Consider the following 21,386-nt stretch of genomic DNA (forward strand, 5'->3'; position numbering starts at 1 on the left):
ATGCGTATGGCGAGCAGAGCGACGGCGGCAGTGGCGATGATGCTCGGGCTGCTGTGCGGCCAGGCCGCCGCCGGCGTGCCGGATGCGGCGCCGATGGCCGCGGCCGACCTGGACCGTGTCATCGCGCAGCGGATGCGCGAGGGCGGCATGGTCGGCGTCGGCGCGGCGATCGTCGTCGACAAGCGCTTGGTCTGGAGCAAGGGATACGGTTTCGCCGATCGCGAGCGGGCGATCGCGTTCATGCCCGACACGGTGATGAATATCGGTTCGATCAGCAAGACCGTCACCGGCGCGGCACTGATGCGTGCGGTGCAGGACGACAAACTGTCGCTGGATGCGGACATCAACACCTACCTGCCGTTCCAGGTGCGCAACCCGGCGTTCCCGGACGAGCCGATCACCCTCAGGCAACTGGCCACCCACACCGCTTCGATCGCCGATCGCTGGGCGGTCTACGCGAGCACCTACCACTACGGCGGCGATGCGCCGGAGCCGCTGGCGCGCTTCCTGGCGGACTACTTCACCCCGGGGTAGCCGCGCTACGCGCAGGACAACTTCGTGCGGGCCAGGCCGGGCACGCACCGCGAGTACTCCAACATCGGCGCCGGACTGGCCGGCTACATCGTCGAGCGCGCGGTCGGCGAGCGGCTCGACGCCTACACCCAGCGCCAGATCTTCGCGCCGCTGCGCATGCGCAATACAGCGTGGTTCCTGTCGCAGCTGCCGCCGCAGCGCCACGCACGGCTGTATGTGGCGCAGAACGGTCTGTCGGTTCCGATCCTGCCGTATGGCGGCACCACCTATCCCGACGGCGGCGTCCGCACCTCGGTCGCCGATCTGTCGCGCTTCTTTCTCGCCCTGCTCAACGACGGCGCCTATGACGGCGCGCGGATCCTGGATCGCCGTTCGACCGACGAGATGCTGCGCTTCCAGTTCGATGCCACGAACAAGCCCGACAACGTGGATCTGGCGCAAAAGAATTCCGGGATCTTCTGGGCGACGAAGTACGACGTCACCCGGATCGGACACGGCGGTTCCGATCCCGGAGTGAAGACGGAGACGTTGGCCGATCTGGACAAGGAGATCGGTGTGATCTTCTTCACCAACACCTCGCTCGACGAGCGGCAGTTCGGCGAATACGAAGGCATCCTCGACGCGCTGTGGCGGCGCGCGCGGACGTTGAAGCAGGAAAGTGCAGCGCGCCGTTAGCGCCTGTCCGACGCGCGTCGCGGCCGGCGGGCCTCGCGGCGCCAGCTTCGGGGTGCAACAGCCGTGAATGCAGAAGCTACACGTCGCTGGCGCGGCTCCAGCCCTCATCGCTGTCGCGCTGGAACACGTGATCGTGCGCCTGCATGTCGCCGGCGGCGATGTGTTCCTGCTGGCTCAGCTGCATGAAGCGGCGTAAAGGCCGGCGCGGTCGCCTGCACGGCTGCCTCGAAGCTGTTGGTGACGAAGGAGGGTTTCTGGAAGACGTCGATGCGGTAGCGGGTGCACCCGATCCGCACGAGATCGAAGCCGACGCGGTTGAACGCGGCGGATTTCGGTACGTCCGGCCGACTACCGACGTGCTCTGCCTGGCGCGGCTCAGGCGTCTCGACACGACGTATCGCCGCGTGTCATTCATTCCCCCATCGCCGTCTCGCGCTCGGATATCGGAAACAGGTTGCGGCCGATGGCCTGCGCGGTCTCCAGATGCGCTGCGGGTTCCTGCACTTCGGAGTCCGGCAGCAGCGTGGACGACACCACCCGCGCGCCGCAGTAGTCGAAGATGCCGTGGTCGATCTGCGTCTTCATCGCGTCGGCATAGCCATGCCGGGCATAGGTGGGGGCATCCGCGCCGGCGACGCCGAGCAGGTGCACCTGCAGATGCTGGAGCCTCTTCACCAGCCTGCCCTGGGGACTGAAGTCGAAGGCCCAGCCGTTGCTGAACACCCGGTCGATCCATCCCTTCATCAGGCCCGGCATGGACCACCAGTAGACCGGATACACCAGCACCAGCGCCTGGTTGCGGTCGATCCTGGCCTGCTCGCCGAGCACGTCGGCCGGCGGCGTCGCCTGGTTGCGGTGCACCGCGAGGTCGGCGGCGGTGAAGCGCGGATCGAAGCCTTCCGCCGCCAGGTCCGCGATTTCGAAGCCATGCCCGGCGGAGGCGATGCCCTGGCCGACGCGATGGGCGATGCCATGGGTGAGCGAGCCCGGTTCGGGATGGGAGACGACGATGAGCGCGTGCATTGGAAGTCCTGGGAAGGCAGCTTGCGGGCGTGGTAATATACGTTTAGTAACCTACCTTTGGTATATTGAAGATGTCAACGGTCTCCTCCCCGCTGCCCGAACGCACCCGGCCGCCCCGCCACCGGTTGACGCGCGAAGACCGCAAGCGGCAGCTTCTGGACGTCGCCTGGCGGCTCGTGCGCGAAGAGGGCACCGACGCGTTGACGCTGGGGCGGCTGGCCGAGCAGGCCGGCGTCACCAAGCCCGTGGTGTACGACCATTTCCAGTCGCGGGAAGGCCTGCTCGCGGCCTTGTACCAGGAGTACGACGCGCGCCAGAGCGCTCTGCTGGACGAAGCACTGGCCGCCAGCGAACCGACCCTGGCCAGCCGGGCGATGGTGATCGCGTCGGCCTTCGTCGGCTGCGTGATGTTGCAGGGGCGCGAACTCCCGGGCGTGGCCGCGGCGCTGGTCGGTTCCCCGGCGCTGGAGAAGGTCAAGCGCGATTGGGAGGCTGCATTCCTGGACAAGTGCCGCAGCGTGCTGGGGACGTTCGCGCGGGGACGGACGATCGCGCCGGCCGCGCTGCGCGCCATGCTCGGTGCCGCCGACGCGCTGTCCTATGCCGCCGCCGCGGGAGAGATCAGCGCCGAACAGGCGCAGCAGGAACTGTTCGCCATCATCGTGGCGATGGTGGAGAGGAGCCGGACGGCGGACGCGGTCCCGGTCGCGCAAACGAGGGTGCGCAAGCGGCCGTGACCCGCTGAACTGCAGACACCGGGTCCACGCCAGGCGCATGAAACGGCGCCAGCGGCGACGGGCTGTCAACGCGCGCGTGGCCGCGGCGCCATCCACGACTTGCCTGGTGCTGCGGTCGTTCGCTGAAACGTGCGTTTGTGCGCCACCCGGAGCGCAACGCATCCGATAGCTGCGGCACGGTTCACGCGCAGGCGCCTCGGCCGCCCAAGGCGGCTAGCGGCTCCCGTTCAACAGGCCCTGCGCCTCCTGCGTGTCCGCGCGATAGCGGAACTGGGCGCTGTCGGCCGGCAGGAAGGTGGGCCCGCGCAGCAGAAAGACGTACTGGGTATGGGCCATCGAGCGCTGCATCTGTCCCAGGCTGTAGTGCCACATCTGCCACTCGGGAACCACCAGCGTGGCCGGCACCTTGGCGGAGGTGGAGGTCACGACCCGATCCACCTGCAGGTGGTAGCGGATCAGATTCCGACTACCGGGGCCGGTCCGTGCCTGCGGATCGGTCACCGGCTCGCCCTCCGCGTCGACCATGTCCACGGCCGTGACCGTGGCCAGCACCACATGGTCGGTCTTGGCCAGCAATGCCTCCAGCGGCATCGGCTCGATCGAGGTCGACCACGCCGGTGCGGCCACCGCCAGTGCCAGCAACAGGATCCATCGCGTCATCGCATGCTCCAAGGCGCACCACTCCAGCGACGATACCCGCGATTGGGCCGCGTTGCCTCACACGTCGCCGTCGCGGCTCCAGCCCTCGCCGCTGCCGCGCTGGAACACGCGATCCTGCGCCTGCACGTCGCCAGCGGCGATGTGTTCCTGCTGGCTCAGCTGCGCATAGAGCGGCGTGAAGTCCGGCGCGGTCGCCTGCATCAGCTGCTCGAAGCTGTCGATGACGAAGTAGGTCTTCTGGAAGGTGTCGATGCGGTAGCGGGTGCGCATGATCCGCGCCAGATCGAAGCCGATGCGGTTGGGCGCGGCCGACTCCAGCGCGTACAGCGATTCGCCCTTGGACGAGACGATGCCGGCGCCGTAGATGCGCAGGCCGTCCGGCGTGTCGATCAGGCCGAACTCCACCGTGTACCAGTACAGGCGGGTGAGGTTCTGCAGCGCCTCCGGGCCGATCGCATGCGCCTTCACTCCGCCGCGGCCGTAGGCCTCCATGTAGTCGGCGAACAGCGGGTTCATCAGCAGCGGCACGTGGCCGAACAGGTCGTGGAACAGGTCCGGCTCGGCGATGTAGTCGATCTGCTCGGGGCGGCGGATCCACCAGGTCACTGGGAAGCGGCGGTTGGCCAGGTGATCGAAGAAATCCAGTTCCGGCAGCAGGCCTTCGACCCCGACCAGGGTCCAGCCGGTGGCCGCGCCCAGCACCTCGTTGAGCTGCTCGAAGCGCGGGATCGCCTGCGGACTCATGCCCATCGCGTCCTGCGCCTGCAGGAATTCGTCGCAGGCGCGGCCGACCAGCAGTTCGCGCTGACGCTGGTACAGCGCGCCCCAGGTGGCGTGGTCGTCGGCGCTGTAGCTGTCCCACGGCTGCGCGACCACGGCGGTGGTGTAGACCGGGACATAGCCCTTGTCGGTCTGCTGGTGTTCGACGCGGCGCGGTGCGGTGTCCATGGCGGCGGCTCCGAAAGGGATAGCGACGATGGTAGGCGCCAAGCCACGCAATGAGCTTGCGAAGTTGCACGATTCCGGCCGATCGGCGCAAGATTGTTGCGAAGAATCCATGTTGCAGAGCAATAAATGACCGAATCGGCCCTATTCGACCGCACCGATCTGCGCCTGCTGGCGCTCCTGCAACGGCAGGGCCGGGCCAGCAATGCCGAATTGGCTGCGCAGGTGAACCTGTCGCCGTCGGCCTGCCTGCGCCGGGTGCAGCGGCTGGAGGCCGACGGCGTGGTCGCCGGCTACGCCGCACGGCTGGTGCCTGGCGCGATCGGCCTGGGCCTGCAGGCGTTCGTGCGCGTGCAGCTGGAAAAGCACGGGCAAACCGGCATCGCCCATTTCGCCGACAGCGTGCAGGGCTGGGACGAGGTCGTCGCCTGCCACGCGCTGACCGGCGACATGGACTACCTGCTGCACGTCTACGTGCGCGACCTCACCCACTTCTCCGCGTTCCTGCTGGACAAGCTGCTCAACGCCGCCGGCGTGGCCGACGTCAATTCCAGCTTCGTGCTGCGCACGGTCAAGGAATTTACCGGCCTGCCGCTGCCGCGCGGCTGAGCCTGCGTCCGGGCTGCCCGGGCCTCCCGGGAAACGGTGGATGCATGTCGAAGTGTGACATCGCTTGTTAAGTTGTTGCTAACGATTTACATTTGCGTCTACGACGGCCGCAGCCGGCCAGCGCCTCCCGCTCGATCCCGCCAGCCCCGACCCCGGGCCAGCCATGCCGGACATCCGTGCCGTGGAGCCAGTCTGCGCCCGTCCGTTTCCTCTTCCTTTCCCGGTGGTGCGCCAGCGCTGGTGCCGCCGCCCAACGACGACGCCGATTCCATGACCCGCTCCGCTCCGCGCCATCTGCTGCACCTCGCCCTGCTGTCCGTCCTGTCCGCCGCCGCCGTGCCGTTGCGCGCCGCCGAGGCCGACGCCAGCCAGCCCATCACCCTGGACAAGGTCGAGGTCAACGGCAGCCCCACCCGCGCGCAGCCATCGACCACCACGCGCCTGCCGCTGACGCTGCAGGAGACGCCGCAGTCGGTCAGCGTGCTGGGGCTGCAGCGGCTGGAAGAGGAATCGCTGTTCAGCATCAACGACGTGTTGCGCAACGTCACCGGCGTCAACGTGTCCTTCTACGACACGCAGCGCCCGCTGTACTTCGCGCGCGGCTTCCAGATCACCGACTTCCAGGTCGACGGCCTGCCCACCTACAGCGGCTCCACCAACCAGGAATACGACATGGCCTTCTACGACCGGGTCGAGGTGATCCGCGGCGCCAACGGCCTGCTCAGCGGCGCGGGGATTCCCTCGGCCACGGTCAACATGCTGCGCAAGCGCCCGGGCAAGACCTTCGATGCGTCGGTCGCGGCCAGCGCCGGCAGCTGGGACTTCCGCCGCACTCAGGCCGACGTGACCGCGCCGCTCAGCGACGATGGCCGTTTCCGCAGCCGCTTCGTCGCCGCCTGGCAGGACCGCGACTATTACTACGACCATTACCACGAGCAGAAGATGTCGGGCATGGCGGTGCTGGAAGGCGACCTGACCGAGTCCACCACGGTGACCGTCGGCTACCAGCGCCAGGACAACGATCCGGTCGGCTCGACCTGGGGCACGGTGCCGTACTTCGCCGCAGACGGCTCTTTCGCCGACCTGCCCAGCTCGACCAACCTGGCGCCGAAGTGGGCGTACTGGAAGCGCAACACGCATACCGCCTTCGCCAATCTGGAGCAGCGCTTCGGCGAGGACTGGCTGCTGAAGGTCAACCTGGCCCGCACCGAAGGCGACGTGCGCAACCTGCGCGTGTACGGCAGCGGCTATCCGGACACGCGCGACGGCAGCGGCATCTACCTGCGCGCCGCCGCAGGCGAGACCACGGACAGGCGCGATGGCGCGGATGTATACCTGTCCGGTTCGTTCCCACTGTTCGGCCGCGCCCACGACCTGGTTGTCGGCGGCAGCTGGCAGGACCTGCAGTCGACCGCCTCCACCCTGGCGCTTGGTTATCCCAGCGACTGGGCAACGTGCGGGCGCGAGCGCTGCTACTACATTCCCAACGTCCACGACTGGGACGGCGACATTTCCGAGATCACCTACGCCCGCACCGGCGCCTCGCGCTTGGCTCGCACCACCCAGCGCGGCGTGTACGCGTCCACGCGCCTTCGCCTGGCCGAGCCGTTGTCGCTGATCGCCGGTGCGCGGCTCAGTTCGTGGACGACGCGCACGCACAACTTCAACGCCAGCGGCGTCTACACCGGCACCAGCGGGCGTTACCGGGTCAGCGACGAAGTCACGCCTTACGTCGGCCTGGTCTACGCGCTTACCCCGGACATCTCGGCCTACGCCAGCTACACCGAGATCTTCAATCCGCAGAACTACAAGGACAAGGACAACAACCTGCTGGCGCCGGTGCAAGGCTCCAACCGCGAAGCGGGCCTCAAGGCCACGCTGTTCGGCGGCCGCGCGCTGCTCGGCGCCGCACTGTTCGAGGCGCGCCAGGACAACTACGCGGTGCGCGACATGAGCCAGCCAGAGGCTTCGCTGCCCGACGGCAGTTCGGCCTACATCGGCATCGACGGCACCAAGAGCCGCGGCTGGGAACTGGACTTCAACGGCGAGCTGCGCCTGGGCTGGACGCTAAACGCCGGCTACACCCGCGCCAAGGTCACCCGCGCGCCCACCGATGCGATCTACGCCAACCTGCCCGAGGACTACCTGCAGCTGTCCACCCAATTGCGTCTGCCCGGCGCCTGGCAGCGGCTGAGCATCGGCGGCGGGCTCAGCTGGCAGAGCGCGGTGCGCGGCTACAACATCCCGCGCCCGGTCGGCGACGGCAGCGGCGCCGAGACCGCGGTCACCGTGGTGCAGGACGCGTACACGCTGGTGCACCTCAACGCGAACTACCAGCTCGGCGCGCAGTGGACCGCGACGCTGGCGGTGCGCAATGCGCTGGACAAGAAGTACTGGGCCAACCTGGACTACCAGAACTACGGCGAGCCGCGCTTCGTCAGCTTCACCCTGCGCTGGCGTTACTGAGGATTGGCACGGCGGTGGCTGTTCCTTCTCCCATCGGGAGAAGGTGGCCCGTAGGGCCGGATGAGGGTACGAGCGAAGCCTCGTGCACCCCAAACTCTGCGAGATCCTTCGCGCCGTACCCTCTCCCCAACCCCTCTCCCGCAGGGAGAGGGGCTCGGCTGCTCCCTTCTCCCGTCGGGAGAAGGTGCCCCGCAGGGGCGGATGAGGGTGCGGGCGCAGCCTCGTGCACCCAAAACTCCGCGAGTCGCTTCGCGCCGTACCCTCACCCCAACCCCTCTCCCGACGGGAGAGGGGCTATCCACGCGCGACGGCTACTTCTCACGCCTGATGCGCCGCGCCGGCTCAGTCCTGCTTCTTGCACGGGTCGTCGCGGCCGATCAGGCGGCCCAGGCGCGAACGCGGTTCGCAGGGCGGCGGCGCCGGCTGCGCGGCCTTGGCTGCGGCCGCTGCGGCCGCCGCGCGCTGTTGCTGCAGCTGCGCCAGTTTGGCCTTGATCTGCGGCATCGCCGCCAGCGCGGCCTTCTCGCCTTCCAGGATGGCGGCGTTGCGCTGGGCGAAATCGGCGGCACCGATGTCGTTGACCTTCGGGCGGATCACGATGTCCGCGCGCCCCAACTCCTGCTGGCCCAGGCGCTGGCCCATGATCGCGATCGACTGGTTGACGGTGCCGAGCATGCTGCCCGGATTCTTGCCGCTGGCCTTGCTGGAGATGTCCACCGCGACCACGAAATCGGCGCCGAGCTGGCGCGCGGCGTCCACCGGCACCGGGCTGACCACGCCGCCGTCGACGTAGTGGAACTTGCCGATGGCGACCGGTTCGAACACGCCGGGAATGCTGCTGGAGGCGCGTACCGCCTGGCCGGCGTTGCCGCGCACGAACACGGTGCGCTCGCCGTCCTCCAGCCGCGTGGCGACCGCCGCGAACGGCTTGGCCAGCTTCTCGATCGGCTTGCCCTTGAGCTGCGCGTTGACGTAGTCCTGCAGCGCCTGGCCCTGCACCAAGCCGCCGGAGAACAGGCGCATGTCGCGGATGCTGGTCTCGTCCAGCGCCACGGCGGCCTGCTGCATTTGGAACGCATCCATGCCGCTGGCGTACAGCGCGCCGACCACGCTGCCGGCGCTGGTGCCGGACACCACCACCGGCTCCAGCCCGTTGGCCTGCAGCATCTTGATCACGCCGATATGAGCGAAGCCCTTGGCCGCGCCGCCGCCCAGGGCGATGCCGATGCGCAGCGGCTTGGCCGCGGCGGCCGGCGCCGGCGCCACCACCACCGGTGCCGGCGGCGCCGGCTTGGGCTCGCCGCCGCACGCAGCGAGCAGGCCGAACAGGGACAGGGACAGGAGCAGGCGCGGGGAACGGAAGGCGGTCATGGATGCGACGTCGAGGTAGGGAGAGGGCGGAGCCGGCGCGAGCATACCGGGATCGGCCTGCACCGCCCACGACCGGAGGTCATGCAGACCGACGCATGCGGCGGCCCGGGCGAACGCGCCGCCCGCTACCAGCGCAGCAGGCGCGGGCCCAGCGCGGCCCCCAGCGCGGTCGGCAGCGCCATCCCCAGCACGTACCAGAGCGCCCAGAACGGCACCGCCATTTCCGGGCAATGGATGCAATAGGCCATGGTCGCCAGGGCGCCGCCGAGCAGCCCGCCGCTGGCCCCGGCCGCGCGCAGGCGGGTCGGTGCCAGCCCGCGCAAGACCCAGAACACGCTGGCGAAGGTCGGAATCGACAACAGCGCGATATTGAACGGGCAGCTGCGCCAACTCTGGCCCAGCAGCAACGGCAGGCGCAGTTCCGCCGGCGCCGTCCACAGCGCGGCGATGGCCGCGATCCACACTGCCGCGAGCGGAACGCCGATCGCGATGGCGGCTGCGCCGACCCGCCGCCCCGGCGTGGCCAGGCGCCAGGTCGCCAGGCCGGCGCCGGCGGCCATGCAGGCGGCGAAACCGAGCTTCGCCCAGAATGCCGGATCGGCGGCCGCCGCGGCCAGATCCGGGCGCACACCGAACACCGCCGCCGCCAGCAGCAGCGCCCCCAGCATCCCGCACGGCAGCGCCAACGCGAACCGCCGGGCGGGGACATGCCGATCCACGCGCAACGGTTCCTGCGCCAGCAGCGCGATCAGCTCATCTGTCTTCATGCCGTACTCCCGATCTTCCGTGCCAGTGCCTTGAGCCCGCGATGCACGCCGATCTTGACCGCCGATTCGGACATGCCGGTCAGCCTGGCGGTCTCGCTGACCGACAGGCCTTGCAGCTTCACGTGCACGATCGGCAGGCGGTGCCGGTCCGGCAATTGCTCGAGCAGTCGGCCGATGTCATGGCGGGCGTGCGCCGGCGCGTCGTCGGCATGCGCGAACAGATCGTCGGCGGCATCCAGCGGCAACGGCGGCGGGCCCTTGCGCGCGTGCGCGCGGTAGAAATCCAATAGCTTGTAGCGGGCAACCGCATACACCCACGCGGTCAGCGGTTCGTCGCGGCGGTAGGTATGGCGGCTGTTGTGGATGGCCAGCAGGGTCTCTTGCAAGATGTCCTCCACGTCATCGGGTGCGTGGTGCAGGCGGCGGCGCAGGAAACCGCGCAAGTGCGCGCCGAGTTCCTCCAGGAACGCGCGGTAGTCGCGCGCTCCGCCGTCCAGGCCGGCCAAGAACAACAGGCGCAGCCGCACTTCCACCGCCTGCAGCGCATCCAGGCGGCTCATCGCGCCACGCGGCCCAGGGTCTGGGGACAGGCGCGGCGGAAACGGCGGACGGGCATGCGGCGCTCTCCAGGGCGGCCCGACGGACGCCGGACCGGCAGGATACGACGGCGCCGGCCCGTCATCGCCGCCAACTTGCAGCGCCGCGCGCCGCAGCCCGCCGTGCCGCACAGCCGCCCGTGGCCGCGACGCATGTCATCGCAGGCACAGCCCACCCCCACGGCCGCCACCGGCGTCTGATTGCTCACGATCGCGTTCCCGTCTGTCGACATGTCGGCGGTAGTTCGACGTATCCGCCAGGGCGGTTACAGCCCAGGGCGAAGTATTTTTCGCCCGCAGCGGCGATCGGCTGTAACCGCTGCGGCGTTCACCGCGAATGCAGAACGGTGCCGGCCGCAACGTGCTTGCGGCTGGTGCGTCCCTTCCCTTTTCCGCAGGAGCATTCCCATGAACGTACGCAATGCCGCAACGGCGGCCTTGACCCTGGCTGCCCTCGTCGCCGGCGCCGCGATGGCGCAGGGCGCCGATCCCTCCGCCCAGCCCAAGCCGATGGAGAAGTGCTACGGCATCGCCAAGGCCGGCCAGAACGATTGCAAGGCCGGCGCGGGCACGAGTTGCGCGGGCACGTCGAAGCGCGACTATCAAGGCAATGCCTGGAAGAACGTGCCGGCCGGCACCTGCGTCGGCATCAAGACGCCGAAGGGCCACGGCACGCTGACCCCGGTCGGCGCCTGAGCGCGGCGCCGCGGCCATGCAGCTCGGCGCCGGCATCGGCCTGAAGCCGCAGCACTACGCGCAGGCGCTGGACTGCACTGCGCCAGGGCTGTGGTTCGAGGTGCACCCCGAGAACTACCTGGTGCAGGGCGGGCCGCGGCTCGCCTGGCTGGAGGCGATCGCCGGGCGCCACCCGCTGTCGCTGCATGGCGTGTCGCTGTCGCTGGCGGCCGATGCCGATCCGGACCCGCGGCACCTGCGCCGTCTGGCCGCCCTCGCCGAGCGCGTCCAGCCGTGGCAGGTGTCCGAGCACCTGGCCTGGTCGGCCTGGCGCGGCCGCTACCATCCGGAACTGTTGCCGGTACCGCGCAGCGCCGCGGCGCTGGCGCGCGTGGAGAGCAATGTGCAGCGGGCGCAGGAGGCGCTAGGTCGCACCGTGGCGATCGAGAACCCGAGTCACTACCTGGCGCTGCCCGGACATGCGTGGAGCGAGCCGGATTTCCTGTCCGAACTGGTGCGGCGCAGCGGTTGCCGGCTGCTGCTGGACCTCAACAATGTCCATGTCAGCGCGCACAACCTGGGTTTCGATGCCTATGCCTACCTGCACGCCTTCCCTGCCGACGCGGTGGTGGAAGTCCATCTGGCCGGCTATGCCACGGACGCCGCGGATGCCGGGGACGCACGGACGCTGCTGATCGATTCGCACGACGCGCCGGTGGACGATGCCGTCTGGGACATGTACGCGCATTTCCTGGACATCGCCGGGCCGCGGCCCACCTTGATCGAGCGCGATGGCGCCATTCCGGATTTCGACTCGCTGCTGCTGGAACGCGATCGCGCGCAGCGGCTGCTGGAGCGGGCCGCGGCGTGCCGGCGCCAGGCGGCATGAGCGCGTTGGCGCAGTTCCAGGACGGGTTCGCGCTTGCGCTGTACGGCGATGGCGACGCCGGCGGGCTGACCGCGCAGCCGGGATTTCGCGTCTATCGCAACACCGTGCTGCGCGCCTGCATCGACGCGTTGCAAGCGAATTTTCCAAGCGTGCAGCGGCTGGTGGGAGAGGCCTGGTTCGAGGAAGTGGCGCGTGCCTATGTCCAGCGTCACCCACCGGAGGATGTGCGTCTGCTGCACTACGGCGCCGACTTCGATGCGTTCCTGGCCGCGCTTCCCGAGGCAGGGCAATGGCCCTACCTGCCGGGCGTGGCGCAGCTGGATCGCAGCTGGCGCGAAGCGCATGTCGCCGCCGATGCCGCCATCCTCGATCCGCGGGACGTGGCGGCATTGCCCCCCGAACGACTGGCGCGCCTGCGCGTGACCGTGCATCCGAGCGTGCGCTGGCATTGGTTCGAGGCGTTGCCGGTGTATTCGATCTGGTGCGCGCAGCGCGATGCGGCGCCCCTGTCCGAGCTTGCGTGGAATGGCGAAGGCGTCGTGCTGCTGCGGCGCGCCGGCCAGGTGTCCTGGCATGCGCTGGGCGTGGGCGGTTGCGCGCTGCTGGAGGCGTGCCGCGGCGGCGCCACCTTGCATGCCGCGGCAGAGCAGGCGCAGCAGGCCGAGCCCACGCTGGCGCTGGCGGACACGTTCGCGATGCTGCTGGGCGCCGGCGCCTTTTCTTCCCTCGACCTTTCTTCTGAGCAAGGAATTCCATGACCTCCACCCCCGCTTCCCCAGACCTGCGCACCGCGTGGAATCGTCTCGCCACCGCGCTATCGCAGCGGGTCGGCCACTCCGCGCTGGCACTGATGTTCCGGTTGTCGATCGCCGCGATCTTCTTCCTGTCCGGACGCACCAAGGTCACCGGTGTGCTGACCATCAGCGACAGCACCTACGCGCTGTTTCGCGAAGACTACCGCGTGCCGCTGCTTGCGCCGGATCTGGCCGCGCACCTTGCCACGTATTCGGAGCACCTGTTCCCGCTGCTGTTGGTGCTGGGCCTGTGCACGCGGCTGTCGGCGCTTGCGTTGCTGGGCATGACCGCGGTGATCGAGATCTTCGTTTATCCCGATGCTTGGCCCACGCACCTGAGCTGGGCCGCGCTGCTGTCGTACCTGCTGGTGCGCGGCGCGGGCGCGCTGTCGCTGGACCGGCTATTGCGCATCGCGTGACCAGTGCAGCGAGGTGTAACCGTGGCGACGCTGGCGGCGAAGTACCTGCCGCCATTTCGGCATTTGTCCACTCCTAGGAACGTCCATGATCGCTACCCGCACCGCTACCGGTTTCGCCGCCACCGCCGCCCTGCTCGCCATCGCCGCCGCCAGCGTTCCGGCCACCGCCAGCGCCGCCGCCAAGGGCGATGCCAAGCTCGTCGCCTGCTACGGCATCAACAGCTGCAAGGGCCAGTCCGATTGCAAATCCGGCAGTCACGAATGCAAGGGTCAGAACGCCTGCAAGGGCCAGGGCTTCAAGGATGTGACCGTGAAGCAATGCAAGTCGGCCGGCGGCTCGCTGACCGCCCCTGCCGCCTGAGGCGATGCCCCGTTCCGGCCGGCGCCGCGCGCCGGCCGGGACGCCGAACGAGACCTTGTGCCACATGGACACGATCGCGCCTTTCCACGGCTTCGGGCTGGGCCTGCGCCCGCCGCACTATCCGCTGTATCTCGAGGACCCGCCCGCGCTGGATTTCGTCGAGGCGATTTCGGAAAACTTCATGGTGTCCGGCGGCCGGCCGCTGTACGTGCTGGATCGCGTGCGCGAACGCTATCCGGTGGCGCTGCATGGCGTCTCCCTGTCGGTGGGCTCGGCCGATGGCCTTGATCGCGCGTATCTGCTGCGGCTCAAGCGCCTCGCGCAGCGCGTGCGTCCGCTGTGGGTTTCCGACCATCTGAGCTGGAGCGCGGTCGCAGGATTCAACGCCCACGATCTGTTGCCCTTGCCTTACGACGACGAAGCGCTGGACGTGGTCTGCGCCAACATCGCCCACGCCCAGGACGTGCTGGAGCGGCCACTGCTGCTCGAAAATCCTTCCACCTATCTGGCCTTCGCGGGCGCCACCATGAGCGAAGCCGCCTTCCTGCGCGAGGTATGCGCGCGCACCGGCTGCTATCTGCTGCTCGACGTCAACAACGTCTACGTCAGCGCGGTCAACCACGGCGCCGATCCGCATACCTATCTGGACGCGCTGCCGTGGGAGCGCGTCCGTCAGGTGCATCTGGCCGGACATAGCCAGGGCCGCGAGCTGCTGATCGATACCCACGACCAACCGGTCTGCGATCCGGTGTGGGCGCTGTACGCGCGGGTGTGCCGGCGCATCGGCGCGGTGGCGACCATGATCGAGCGCGACGACCGGATTCCGCCGCTGCCGGCGTTGCTGGACGAGCTGCAGATCGCGCGGCGTATCGCCGCCGACGCGGCCCGCATGGCGGCATGAGCCTGCTGTCGCTGCAGCGCCGCTTCTCTGGCTGGTTGCGCGACCCTGCGGCCGATGCGGACGCCTGTCTGGACGCGGAGCAGCGTCCGGGTCTGCGCGTCTATCGGCATGCCTACCGCGCGCAGCTCGGCGACGCCTTGCGCGACACCTACGCCACCACCCTGGCCTGGCTGGGCGAAGCGGCGTTCGACGCGGCTGCGGCCGGCTACGTGACGCAGCATCCGCCCTCGGCCTGGAACCTCGGCGCCTACGGCGACCGGTTCGGCGCCTACCTGGCCGCGCGCCATCCCGCGCGGCCGGAACTGGCGGACCTGGCCTGGCTCGACCTGGCCCTGCGCCGCGCCTTCGATGGCACCGATGCGGCACCGGTGACGCTGGCGGCCTTGGCCGGCGTGGACTGGGAGCAGGCACGCCTGCGCTTCGTGCCGACCTTGCGCCGCCGCCGCATGCGCAGCAACGCCGCCGCGATCTGGTCGGCGCTGTCGGAAGGGCATGCGCCGGCTGTGGCAGTGCGCCTGCCCGGGGTGGCGATCCGGGTCTGGCGCAAGGGCTTGTCGCCCTATTTCCAGAGCATGTCGCCGCTGGAAGCGCGCATGCTGCACCAGGCGCTCGCCGGCATGCCCTTCGGCGAGGTGTGCCGGCGCGCGCCCGGCGCCGATCCGGCGGCGATCGGGCGGGTGCTGGAGCAGTGGTTGCGCGACGAACTGCTGGAAGCCATCGCGCCAGCGTGAGCGGTGCACGCTGGCGCCGGCGCGACCTCAGAAGTTGTTGTCGCCGTCCAGCATCCGGCCCAGGCCGCCGAGCACCGAGCCTTCGCCGCGGTTCTGCCCGCCGCCCTGCGGCGCGGCGGCGAACATGCGCCCGGCCAGGCGCGAGAACGGCAGCGACTGCAGCCACACCTTGCCCGGGCCGGTCAGCGTGGCCAGGAACATGCCTTCGCCGCCGAAGAACATGCTCTTGATGCCGCTGACCGGGCGCACGTCCATGTCCACCGTGGAATGGAACGCGACCACGCAGCCGGTGTCCACGTCCAGGCGTTCGCCGGCGGCCAGCTCGCGTTCGACCACGCAGCCGCCGGCATGCACGAACACCCAGCCGTCGCCTTCCAGCTTCTGCATGATGAAGCCCTCGCCGCCGAACAGGCCGGTCATGATCTTGCGCTGGAAGTGGATGCCCAGCGACACGCCGCGCGCGCCGGCCAGGAAGCTGTCCTTCTGGCAGATCAGGCGGCCGCCGTGCTGGTCCAGTTTCATCGCCAGCACCGTGCCGGGATACGGCGCGGCGAAGGCGACCTTGGCCTTGCCCTGGCCCTGATGGGTGAACACGGTGGTGAACAGGCTCTCGCCGGTGACCAGGCGCTTGCCGGCCGAGAACAGCTTGCCCATCAGGCCGCCGCCCTGGCTGTTGGAGCCGTCGCCGAACACGGTGTCCATCTGCACCACGGCGTCCTTGAACATCAGCGCGCCGGCCTCGGCGACCGCGCTCTCGCCCGGATCCAGCTCGATCTCCACGAACTGCATCTCGTGGCCGACGATGCGGAAATCGATGTCGTCGGCGCGGCCGCCGCCGCCCGGCGGGGGCGGCAGGCCCGGCGGCAGGCTGGTCGCGCTCGCGCCGCGCAGCTCGTCGATCTGGTTGGCCGGCCTCCAGCCGCTCTGGCCCTGGCGCCAGGCCATGGCGCTGGGATTGTTGCGGGCGAAGGCGATGGCGTCGGCATCGTCGAACGGGCCGGAGCGGGTTTGTTCGCCGCCGGTGAGGAAGTACCACTGGGTCATGGCGAAGCTCCTGATGGACCTGATGGGCAAAAATCCTTGCCGAGTCTAGCCCGTGCGCCGGGGGCGTCCGCATCTGTCTCAAGCCATGGACGGCCTTTGGAGGCCGGCCGCCTCAGGGACCATGGCCTGGCTCGATCGACCCTACGCGCAAGGCGACGTCGCCCACGAACGGCGCGTGGCCGCCCGCGCCCGGGGTAGGCATTCAGGCAGGGCGTGGAGAACGAAAACCGGTGGCGAGCACGTCGATGCCTTTGCCCAGTACGGGGCGCGACATGAAGCGCACGGATTCCGCCGGCCACAGCAAGCATCGATTCAATCGCTTGGATCGTTCCAAACACGAATTGCATCACATTTATCATTTGTTTATCTGACGTATGTTCGCCGCGGGGGATCGACGACACACGGCTGACATCTCGCACCTCGAGCGAACGCGGCAATCGGGGTGGAGCTGCCCAGCGTGTCGGACCGTTTAGGCCTTTCAACGTCGGAGGGGACACATGCATCACTCAACACTCCATCGCAACGCCATGGCGAGCGCGCTCGCACTGGCGTTGTCTTCGCCGCTGGCCGCGCTGGCGCAGGACGCGCCGCCGCCGCCCACGGAACGGACCGACCCGTCCGCCACAGCCGGGACCAACGAAAAGGCGAAGACGCTGGACTCGGTCATGGTCACCGGCTCGCGCATCAAGCGCGCGGAGGTCGAAGGCCCGGCGCCGGTCACGGTCATCACCGGCGCGCAGATCATGAAGGAAGGCTTCACCACGGTGTACGAAGCGCTCGGCTCGCTCACCGAGGTCACCGGCAACGTGCAGAACGACTACGACTGGGGCCAAAGTTCGGTCAACGCCAGCCCGCTCAACCTGCGCAATCTCGGCCCCGGCCGCAGCCTGTTGCTGATCAACGGCCACCGCGTGGCCGATTACCCGATGCCGTACCAGGGCAAGAGCAACTTCGCCAACTACAACAACATTCCCACCGGCATCGTCGATCGCATCGAGGTGCTGTCCACCGGCGCCTCGGCGATCTACGGCTCCGATGCGGTGGCCGGCGTGGTCAACGTCATCCTGAAGAAGGACATCGACGGCGATACCCTGCGCGCGCGCTACGGCACCACCACCGAGGGCGGGCGCGACGTCCGCGATGTCTCCTGGTCCGGTGGCCGTCACGGCGAGGACTGGAGCGTCGCGTACACGATGCAGTACTTCGACCGCAAACCGTTGTGGTCGCATGAACGCCCCTTCATGGACGAGGAGTCCGATTCGCCCCGCCGCAACTGGAGCTATGGCGGCGTGCGGCAAAACACCGCGACCAATACCCCCCAATCCGGCATCCGTCTCTACGACGTGACCAACGATGTCCGGATCAGGCCGCCGACCGGCGCCTGCGACCGGTTCGGCGGCGAGTTCTACGAGCACAACCGCATTCTGTACAACGACTTCAGCGGCGCGCAGACCGATACCGGCTGGCAATGCGCCAATCGCTCCGTGTTCCAGCACTGGACGCTGCGCAATGGCAGCAAGGACCTTTCGCTCTACTTGTACGGCACCAAGCAGTTCGGCGACGTCGAAGCCTGGGCGACCTACGGCTACTGGGATTCGACCGGCAAGAGCAATACCTTCATGCCGGCCTGGGGCAGCCAGGATTACATCGACCGCGACAGCGGCCAGCGCCGCAGCCTGTTGCGCTACTTCACGCCCGGCGAGATCGGCGGCGAAGACCGCGCGCTGACCAAATCCAAGGAGAAGAACTGGGATTTCAGCGCCGGCCTGCGCGGCACCGTCTTCGGCGATCGCTTCGACTGGGAAGTGATGGGCGGCCGCGCCGAATACGAGATCCAGGAGCGCTTCCCGATCATCCACAACCCGCGTGCCACGGAGTTCTTCCTGGGCTCTTCACTGGGGACCGATGCGGCGAGCGGCCTGCAGATCTATGCGCCCGACTACGACCGGCTGTGGAACCCGGCTTCGCCCAGCGACTACGAAAGCATTCGCGCCGTCGGCGACAAGAAGGCGCGCACCTGGCTCAGCCAGGCCAGCGCCGTGCTCAGCGGCGATCTGTTCGAAGGCTGGGCTGGCCCGATTGGCTTTGCCGGCGTGCTGGAAGCCGCGGAGCAGGGCTACAAGCTCACGCCCGACCCCAACACCATGGGCCTCAATCCGGTGTACGAAACGCCGTTCGGCAACGTCGAGACCGGCGGCGGCGAGCGCAAGCGCTATGCGGCGGGTGTGGAATTCAAGATTCCCCTGCTCAAGAACCTGACCCTCTCGGCCGCCGGCCGCTACGATCGCTACGACGCGGTCGCTGACGATGCCGCCACCACCTACAACGCCGGCCTGGAGTGGCGTCCGTTCTCCACCTTGCTGCTGCGCGGCAGCTACGCCACCAGCTTCCGTGCGCCGGACATGCACTACGTCTATGCCGATCCCAGCGAGAGCGTGGCCGACCAGGTCGACTACCTGGCCTGCCTGACCGACCCCAATCGCCAGACCAGCAACTGCCCCGGTGGCGATGGCGACCCGTACCACATCGACAATCCCGTGATCGCCCGGCAGGGCTCGCAGGACCTGCTGTACGAAACCGGCGACTCGCTCACCTACGGCTTCGTCTGGGACGCGTTCGACGGCTTCTCGCTCAGTGTCGACTACTGGCGGATCAACATCGAGGATGCGATCGACGATGTCGGCGCCGACCAGGTGTTGCTGGACGAGGCGTACTGCATCACCGGGCAACAGCCGGCGGACAAGCCGGCGCGGACGCCACCCAGCCAGGCGCTGTGCGACCTGCAGCTCAGCCGCGTCACGCGCGACGCCAACGGCGTGGTGACCCGCGTGGAGATCGGCCCGATCAACCGCGCCAAGCAAAGCGTGAGCGGTGTCGATCTGGCCTCGCGCTACAGCGTGCAGACCGCACGCTGGGGCAATTTCGACTTCGCGCTCAACTACACCCGGCAGCTGACCTACAAGTACGCGCAGTTCGACGGCGATCTGTTCGAGAACACCCGCGACCGCGAGCGCCAGATCCGCTACCGCGGCCGCGCCAGCGCGACCTGGACCCTGGATCCGTGGACCGCGGTGCTGTACGTGGACTGGACCGCGGGGACCCGCAGCGACCGCTTCGGCGGCTGCACCGCGCTGCCCAATGGCTTCCGTCCGGACGTGGCCACCGATTGCACCGATCTGCGCACGAACGCGGCTGGCGAACGCAGCATCAGTTACGGGCAGAAGAGCGAACGGGTGGGCTACTACAACCAGGACAGGATCTACTGGAACGCCAGCCTCGGCTATCAGGCCACGGACGCGTTGCGCCTGAATGTCTACGTCAACAACATCCTCAACGATCACTATCAGGACAAGTGGTGCGGTGGTTTCGCCTACTGCGTGTCCAATCCGGTGGGACGCGAGGTGGCTGCGGAGGTCGTGTACCGGTTCGATTGAGGCAGTTGCTGGAGCAGCGCGACGAACAAAGAGCCCGGCTTAGCCGGGCTCTTTTTTTTCTGTCCAGCGGGTCGCATGGGTTTGTTCGACGCGTCGGGCTCTGGATCATGGCTGCGGCTGCTCGGTGGTACTGCGCTGCGCAGGTCGCTGCCGTGGAGGTTTCGCTCCCGCTCAAGGCACCGGACGATGGCCAGTGCGGATGTCGCGGCAGGAGCGATGTCTCAGTGGCACGTGTGCCGGGGACGAAGTGTCGCGGCTGAAGCCGCTCCTACAAGAGCGCGCGATGCGGCTTCTGTAGGAGCGGCTTCAGCCGCGACCGGACGCCAGGCACGCGCAACGGCAACGCCCTACAGCGCGCTAGCCGGCCGTACTTGCAGCGTCTGCGTCTGCGCCGCGCAGTCCTCGCCCGGCTTGGCGCCCTGCGCCTGCGCGCGGACGATCTCTTCGTGCGCCGCGGCCAGGTCGGCCTGGAATGCCGGGTCGGCATGCAGCCGGGCCACCGTGGCCGCGCCCATGAAGCGCCCGGCCAGCACGTCGCTCTGCCAGTGCACGTTGCATACCAGCCGGCTTTCGCCGTAGTTGCGGCCGCGGGCGATCAGGGCGTCGGCGCGATCGGGCGCGATCTCGCTGAGGATCAGCGCCCAAGCCCAGCCGATGGCGCTGTGGCCGGAGGGATAGGAGCCGCTGTGGCGCAGCCCGTCCTCGTCGTCCGGGGTGCAGACCGGCTGCTGGTTGAGCATGAACGGCCGCGGCCGCCGGTAGTGGTTCTTGGCCGCCTTGGTCGCGGCGCTGGCGTCGATGCGGCTGCGTTCCAGCAAGGTGTACAGGTGCGGTGTGCGCTGCGCGTCGATGGCCACGCCCAGCGCGCAGGCGAACTGGCCGGCGCCGGACGGGAAGCTGAGATCGGCGTCGCGCGCGGCCTGGTGCCAGCGCGCACTGCCGCGCAGTGCCAGCGCCTCGTGGTTCACTGCCTGGTCCAGCGCCTGCCCGGGCGAGTCCTCGGCCGGCGGAGCCGGCAGCAGCTGCAGGCTGGCCGGAACCGCGGCAGGCGCGAGGTAGCCGATCGCCTTGCCCGGCTCGGCTTCGGCCATCGCCTGCGCCGCTGTCGGCGCACGGGCGGGTGAGGTGCTGCACGCGGCGAGCGCGAGCGCCAGCAGGGCGAGGGCGGCAGAACGGAAAGGGAAGCCAGGGATTGAGGGCATGCAATCTCGGTCGGGCGACGAGGGATCGGCCAGTGTACGGCCGCTGCCGCGGCGCGGCAGGTCGCCTTGGCGCAGTCGCGGGTCTGGAGCGGACTGCCCGCAGCCTGGTCGCTGTGTCCAGCGTACGTGTGCGGCATCGCTGGGCCGGGACGGCAGGAATCATGCCGAGCACGCGGCGAACCTGTGGGAGCAACTTCAGTCGCGACGGGCCTTACCGGCAATGCGTCGCGACGGAAGGGTTCCTCCAATAACCCCCAAAAGCATGTCGATGCACTTGCGAGACGCCGACACGCCCAGCCTGCAGGTTCCGGCATCGATGCGTTACAGATGCCATGGAGTGGCAAAGACGCATTGGCGTAGCCGGTGGCGTTGCGGCCGCGTTTTTCATGGACGCCTTGGCATCACGGCCATTTCGTCCTCCTGTCGCGGCTGAAGCCGCTTGTGTCTGGAAGTTGGTCTACAGTTTGAGTGGAGAGCGATGTGCGGCACGCCGACAGGCCGCAGTGTTCGAGCACGTGTAGGAGCCAGGGCGGCCGCACATCGACCTCGTTGC

19 protein-coding genes and 1 pseudogene are annotated in these 21,386 nt (G+C 68.7%); 12 read left to right on the forward strand and 8 right to left on the reverse strand.

Annotated elements, in window-relative coordinates; all coding sequences use genetic code 11:
- The first annotated feature begins 147 nt into the window (after positions 1-147).
- Positions 148-1,209: pseudogene (locus tag AB3X08_RS00495) on the forward strand (serine hydrolase domain-containing protein).
- Positions 1,210-1,620: 411 nt separating this feature from the next.
- Here AB3X08_RS00495 and AB3X08_RS00500 read toward each other — a convergent pair.
- Positions 1,621-2,232: an NAD(P)H-dependent oxidoreductase gene (locus AB3X08_RS00500; RefSeq protein ID WP_369935453.1), complete on the reverse strand. Its 612-nt coding sequence runs from the start codon at positions 2,230-2,232 to the stop codon at positions 1,621-1,623.
- Positions 2,233-2,303: 71 nt separating this feature from the next.
- On the opposite strand from AB3X08_RS00500, the gene AB3X08_RS00505 reads away from it, so the two are divergent.
- Positions 2,304-2,969 carry a TetR/AcrR family transcriptional regulator gene (locus AB3X08_RS00505; RefSeq protein WP_369935454.1) on the forward strand — a complete coding sequence of 222 codons (666 nt, stop codon included), beginning with the start codon at positions 2,304-2,306 and terminating at the stop codon, positions 2,967-2,969.
- A 213-nt stretch (positions 2,970-3,182) separates the two neighbouring features.
- Here the strand turns inward: AB3X08_RS00505 and AB3X08_RS00510 are convergent, their stop codons facing one another.
- Both AB3X08_RS00510 and phhA read right to left on the reverse strand, forming a co-directional pair.
- Positions 3,183-3,629, reverse strand: a complete 447-nt coding sequence (locus tag AB3X08_RS00510; protein ID WP_369935455.1) for a hypothetical protein — start codon at positions 3,627-3,629, stop codon at positions 3,183-3,185.
- A 57-nt stretch (positions 3,630-3,686) separates the two neighbouring features.
- A complete protein-coding gene (gene phhA, locus AB3X08_RS00515; RefSeq protein ID WP_369935457.1) occupies positions 3,687-4,577 on the reverse strand; it encodes a phenylalanine 4-monooxygenase in 891 nt (296 codons plus the stop codon).
- A gap of 126 nt (positions 4,578-4,703) precedes the next feature.
- Here phhA and AB3X08_RS00520 point away from each other — a divergent pair, with 126 nt between their 5' ends.
- Together AB3X08_RS00520 and AB3X08_RS00525 are read left to right on the forward strand one after the other, a co-directional pair.
- Positions 4,704-5,183: an Lrp/AsnC family transcriptional regulator gene (locus AB3X08_RS00520; RefSeq protein ID WP_369935459.1), complete on the forward strand. Its 480-nt coding sequence runs from the start codon at positions 4,704-4,706 to the stop codon at positions 5,181-5,183.
- A 270-nt stretch (positions 5,184-5,453) separates the two neighbouring features.
- Positions 5,454-7,649, forward strand: coding sequence for a TonB-dependent siderophore receptor (locus AB3X08_RS00525; RefSeq protein ID WP_369935461.1), 2,196 nt, complete (start codon positions 5,454-5,456; stop codon positions 7,647-7,649).
- Positions 7,650-7,991: 342 nt separating this feature from the next.
- Here AB3X08_RS00525 and AB3X08_RS00530 read toward each other — a convergent pair whose 3' ends face one another.
- The 3 genes from AB3X08_RS00530 to AB3X08_RS00540 all read right to left on the reverse strand — a co-directional run bounded on the left by AB3X08_RS00530 (position 7,992) and on the right by AB3X08_RS00540 (position 10,347).
- The gene (locus tag AB3X08_RS00530; protein ID WP_369935463.1) at positions 7,992-9,020 is read right to left on the reverse strand and encodes a patatin-like phospholipase family protein; all 1,029 of its coding nucleotides are present in this window, start codon (positions 9,018-9,020) and stop codon (positions 7,992-7,994) included.
- Positions 9,021-9,145: 125 nt separating this feature from the next.
- Complete coding sequence (locus tag AB3X08_RS00535) at positions 9,146-9,787, reverse strand: DUF1109 domain-containing protein (RefSeq protein WP_369935465.1); 642 nt, start codon at positions 9,785-9,787, stop codon at positions 9,146-9,148.
- Complete coding sequence (locus AB3X08_RS00540) at positions 9,784-10,347, reverse strand: sigma-70 family RNA polymerase sigma factor (protein ID WP_369935467.1); 564 nt, start codon at positions 10,345-10,347, stop codon at positions 9,784-9,786. Before AB3X08_RS00540 ends, AB3X08_RS00535 begins: the two co-directional genes overlap by 4 nt.
- 444 nt (positions 10,348-10,791) lie before the next feature.
- Between AB3X08_RS00540 and AB3X08_RS00545 the strand changes: the two genes are divergently transcribed.
- The 7 genes from AB3X08_RS00545 (at position 10,792) to AB3X08_RS00575 (ending at position 15,153) form a co-directional block, all read left to right on the forward strand.
- Entirely contained in the window at positions 10,792-11,079 is a 288-nt protein-coding gene (locus tag AB3X08_RS00545; protein WP_369935469.1) for a DUF2282 domain-containing protein, read from the forward strand.
- Positions 11,080-11,095: 16 nt separating this feature from the next.
- Complete coding sequence (locus AB3X08_RS00550) at positions 11,096-11,947, forward strand: DUF692 domain-containing protein (protein ID WP_369935471.1); 852 nt, start codon at positions 11,096-11,098, stop codon at positions 11,945-11,947.
- On the forward strand, positions 11,944-12,705 hold the full coding sequence (locus AB3X08_RS00555) for a putative DNA-binding domain-containing protein (protein ID WP_369935472.1): 762 nt from the start codon (positions 11,944-11,946) through the stop codon (positions 12,703-12,705). Before AB3X08_RS00550 ends, AB3X08_RS00555 begins: the two co-directional genes overlap by 4 nt.
- A complete protein-coding gene (locus AB3X08_RS00560) occupies positions 12,702-13,160 on the forward strand; it encodes a DoxX family protein (protein ID WP_369935474.1) in 459 nt (152 codons plus the stop codon). The genes AB3X08_RS00555 and AB3X08_RS00560 overlap by 4 nt, the downstream gene beginning before the upstream one ends.
- Before the next feature lie 85 nt (positions 13,161-13,245).
- The gene (locus tag AB3X08_RS00565; protein ID WP_369935475.1) at positions 13,246-13,521 is read left to right on the forward strand and encodes a hypothetical protein; all 276 of its coding nucleotides are present in this window, start codon (positions 13,246-13,248) and stop codon (positions 13,519-13,521) included.
- 4 nt (positions 13,522-13,525) lie between these two features.
- A complete protein-coding gene (locus AB3X08_RS00570; RefSeq protein ID WP_369935477.1) occupies positions 13,526-14,422 on the forward strand; it encodes a DUF692 domain-containing protein in 897 nt (298 codons plus the stop codon).
- Entirely contained in the window at positions 14,419-15,153 is a 735-nt protein-coding gene (locus AB3X08_RS00575) for a putative DNA-binding domain-containing protein (protein WP_369935479.1), read from the forward strand. The genes AB3X08_RS00570 and AB3X08_RS00575 overlap by 4 nt, the downstream gene beginning before the upstream one ends.
- A 27-nt stretch (positions 15,154-15,180) precedes the next feature.
- Here AB3X08_RS00575 and AB3X08_RS00580 read toward each other — a convergent pair whose 3' ends face one another.
- Positions 15,181-16,197, reverse strand: coding sequence for a TIGR00266 family protein (locus tag AB3X08_RS00580; protein WP_369935480.1), 1,017 nt, complete (start codon positions 16,195-16,197; stop codon positions 15,181-15,183).
- Between the two features lie 527 nt (positions 16,198-16,724).
- Here AB3X08_RS00580 and AB3X08_RS00585 point away from each other — a divergent pair.
- Positions 16,725-19,631, forward strand: a complete 2,907-nt coding sequence (locus AB3X08_RS00585; RefSeq protein WP_369935482.1) for a TonB-dependent receptor plug domain-containing protein — start codon at positions 16,725-16,727, stop codon at positions 19,629-19,631.
- A gap of 347 nt (positions 19,632-19,978) precedes the next feature.
- Here AB3X08_RS00585 and AB3X08_RS00590 read toward each other — a convergent pair whose 3' ends face one another.
- Positions 19,979-20,833, reverse strand: coding sequence for an acid phosphatase (locus tag AB3X08_RS00590; protein WP_369935483.1), 855 nt, complete (start codon positions 20,831-20,833; stop codon positions 19,979-19,981).
- Positions 20,834-21,386: the final 553 nt, after the last annotated feature.

Origin of the sequence: Xanthomonas sp. DAR 34887 (assembly GCF_041245805.1) — a bacterium.
Taxonomy (GTDB): Bacteria; Pseudomonadota; Gammaproteobacteria; order Xanthomonadales; family Xanthomonadaceae; genus Xanthomonas_A; species Xanthomonas_A tesorieronis.

Excerpts from the sequence above, each read along its gene's own strand:
- AB3X08_RS00500 (WP_369935453.1), bottom strand. The coding sequence starts at position 2,232 with ATGCACGCGCTCATCGTCGTCTCCCATCCCGAACCGGGCTCGCTCACC.
- AB3X08_RS00505 (WP_369935454.1), top strand. The coding sequence starts at position 2,304 with ATGTCAACGGTCTCCTCCCCGCTGCCCGAACGCACCCGGCCGCCCCGC.
- AB3X08_RS00510 (WP_369935455.1), bottom strand. The coding sequence starts at position 3,629 with ATGACGCGATGGATCCTGTTGCTGGCACTGGCGGTGGCCGCACCGGCG.
- phhA (WP_369935457.1), bottom strand. The coding sequence starts at position 4,577 with ATGGACACCGCACCGCGCCGCGTCGAACACCAGCAGACCGACAAGGGC.
- AB3X08_RS00520 (WP_369935459.1), top strand. The coding sequence starts at position 4,704 with ATGACCGAATCGGCCCTATTCGACCGCACCGATCTGCGCCTGCTGGCG.
- AB3X08_RS00525 (WP_369935461.1), top strand. The coding sequence starts at position 5,454 with ATGACCCGCTCCGCTCCGCGCCATCTGCTGCACCTCGCCCTGCTGTCC.
- AB3X08_RS00530 (WP_369935463.1), bottom strand. The coding sequence starts at position 9,020 with ATGACCGCCTTCCGTTCCCCGCGCCTGCTCCTGTCCCTGTCCCTGTTC.
- AB3X08_RS00535 (WP_369935465.1), bottom strand. The coding sequence starts at position 9,787 with ATGAAGACAGATGAGCTGATCGCGCTGCTGGCGCAGGAACCGTTGCGC.
- AB3X08_RS00540 (WP_369935467.1), bottom strand. The coding sequence starts at position 10,347 with ATGAGCCGCCTGGATGCGCTGCAGGCGGTGGAAGTGCGGCTGCGCCTG.
- AB3X08_RS00545 (WP_369935469.1), top strand. The coding sequence starts at position 10,792 with ATGAACGTACGCAATGCCGCAACGGCGGCCTTGACCCTGGCTGCCCTC.
- AB3X08_RS00550 (WP_369935471.1), top strand. The coding sequence starts at position 11,096 with ATGCAGCTCGGCGCCGGCATCGGCCTGAAGCCGCAGCACTACGCGCAG.
- AB3X08_RS00555 (WP_369935472.1), top strand. The coding sequence starts at position 11,944 with ATGAGCGCGTTGGCGCAGTTCCAGGACGGGTTCGCGCTTGCGCTGTAC.
- AB3X08_RS00560 (WP_369935474.1), top strand. The coding sequence starts at position 12,702 with ATGACCTCCACCCCCGCTTCCCCAGACCTGCGCACCGCGTGGAATCGT.
- AB3X08_RS00565 (WP_369935475.1), top strand. The coding sequence starts at position 13,246 with ATGATCGCTACCCGCACCGCTACCGGTTTCGCCGCCACCGCCGCCCTG.
- AB3X08_RS00570 (WP_369935477.1), top strand. The coding sequence starts at position 13,526 with ATGCCCCGTTCCGGCCGGCGCCGCGCGCCGGCCGGGACGCCGAACGAG.
- AB3X08_RS00575 (WP_369935479.1), top strand. The coding sequence starts at position 14,419 with ATGAGCCTGCTGTCGCTGCAGCGCCGCTTCTCTGGCTGGTTGCGCGAC.
- AB3X08_RS00580 (WP_369935480.1), bottom strand. The coding sequence starts at position 16,197 with ATGACCCAGTGGTACTTCCTCACCGGCGGCGAACAAACCCGCTCCGGC.
- AB3X08_RS00585 (WP_369935482.1), top strand. The coding sequence starts at position 16,725 with ATGGCGAGCGCGCTCGCACTGGCGTTGTCTTCGCCGCTGGCCGCGCTG.
- AB3X08_RS00590 (WP_369935483.1), bottom strand. The coding sequence starts at position 20,833 with ATGCCCTCAATCCCTGGCTTCCCTTTCCGTTCTGCCGCCCTCGCCCTG.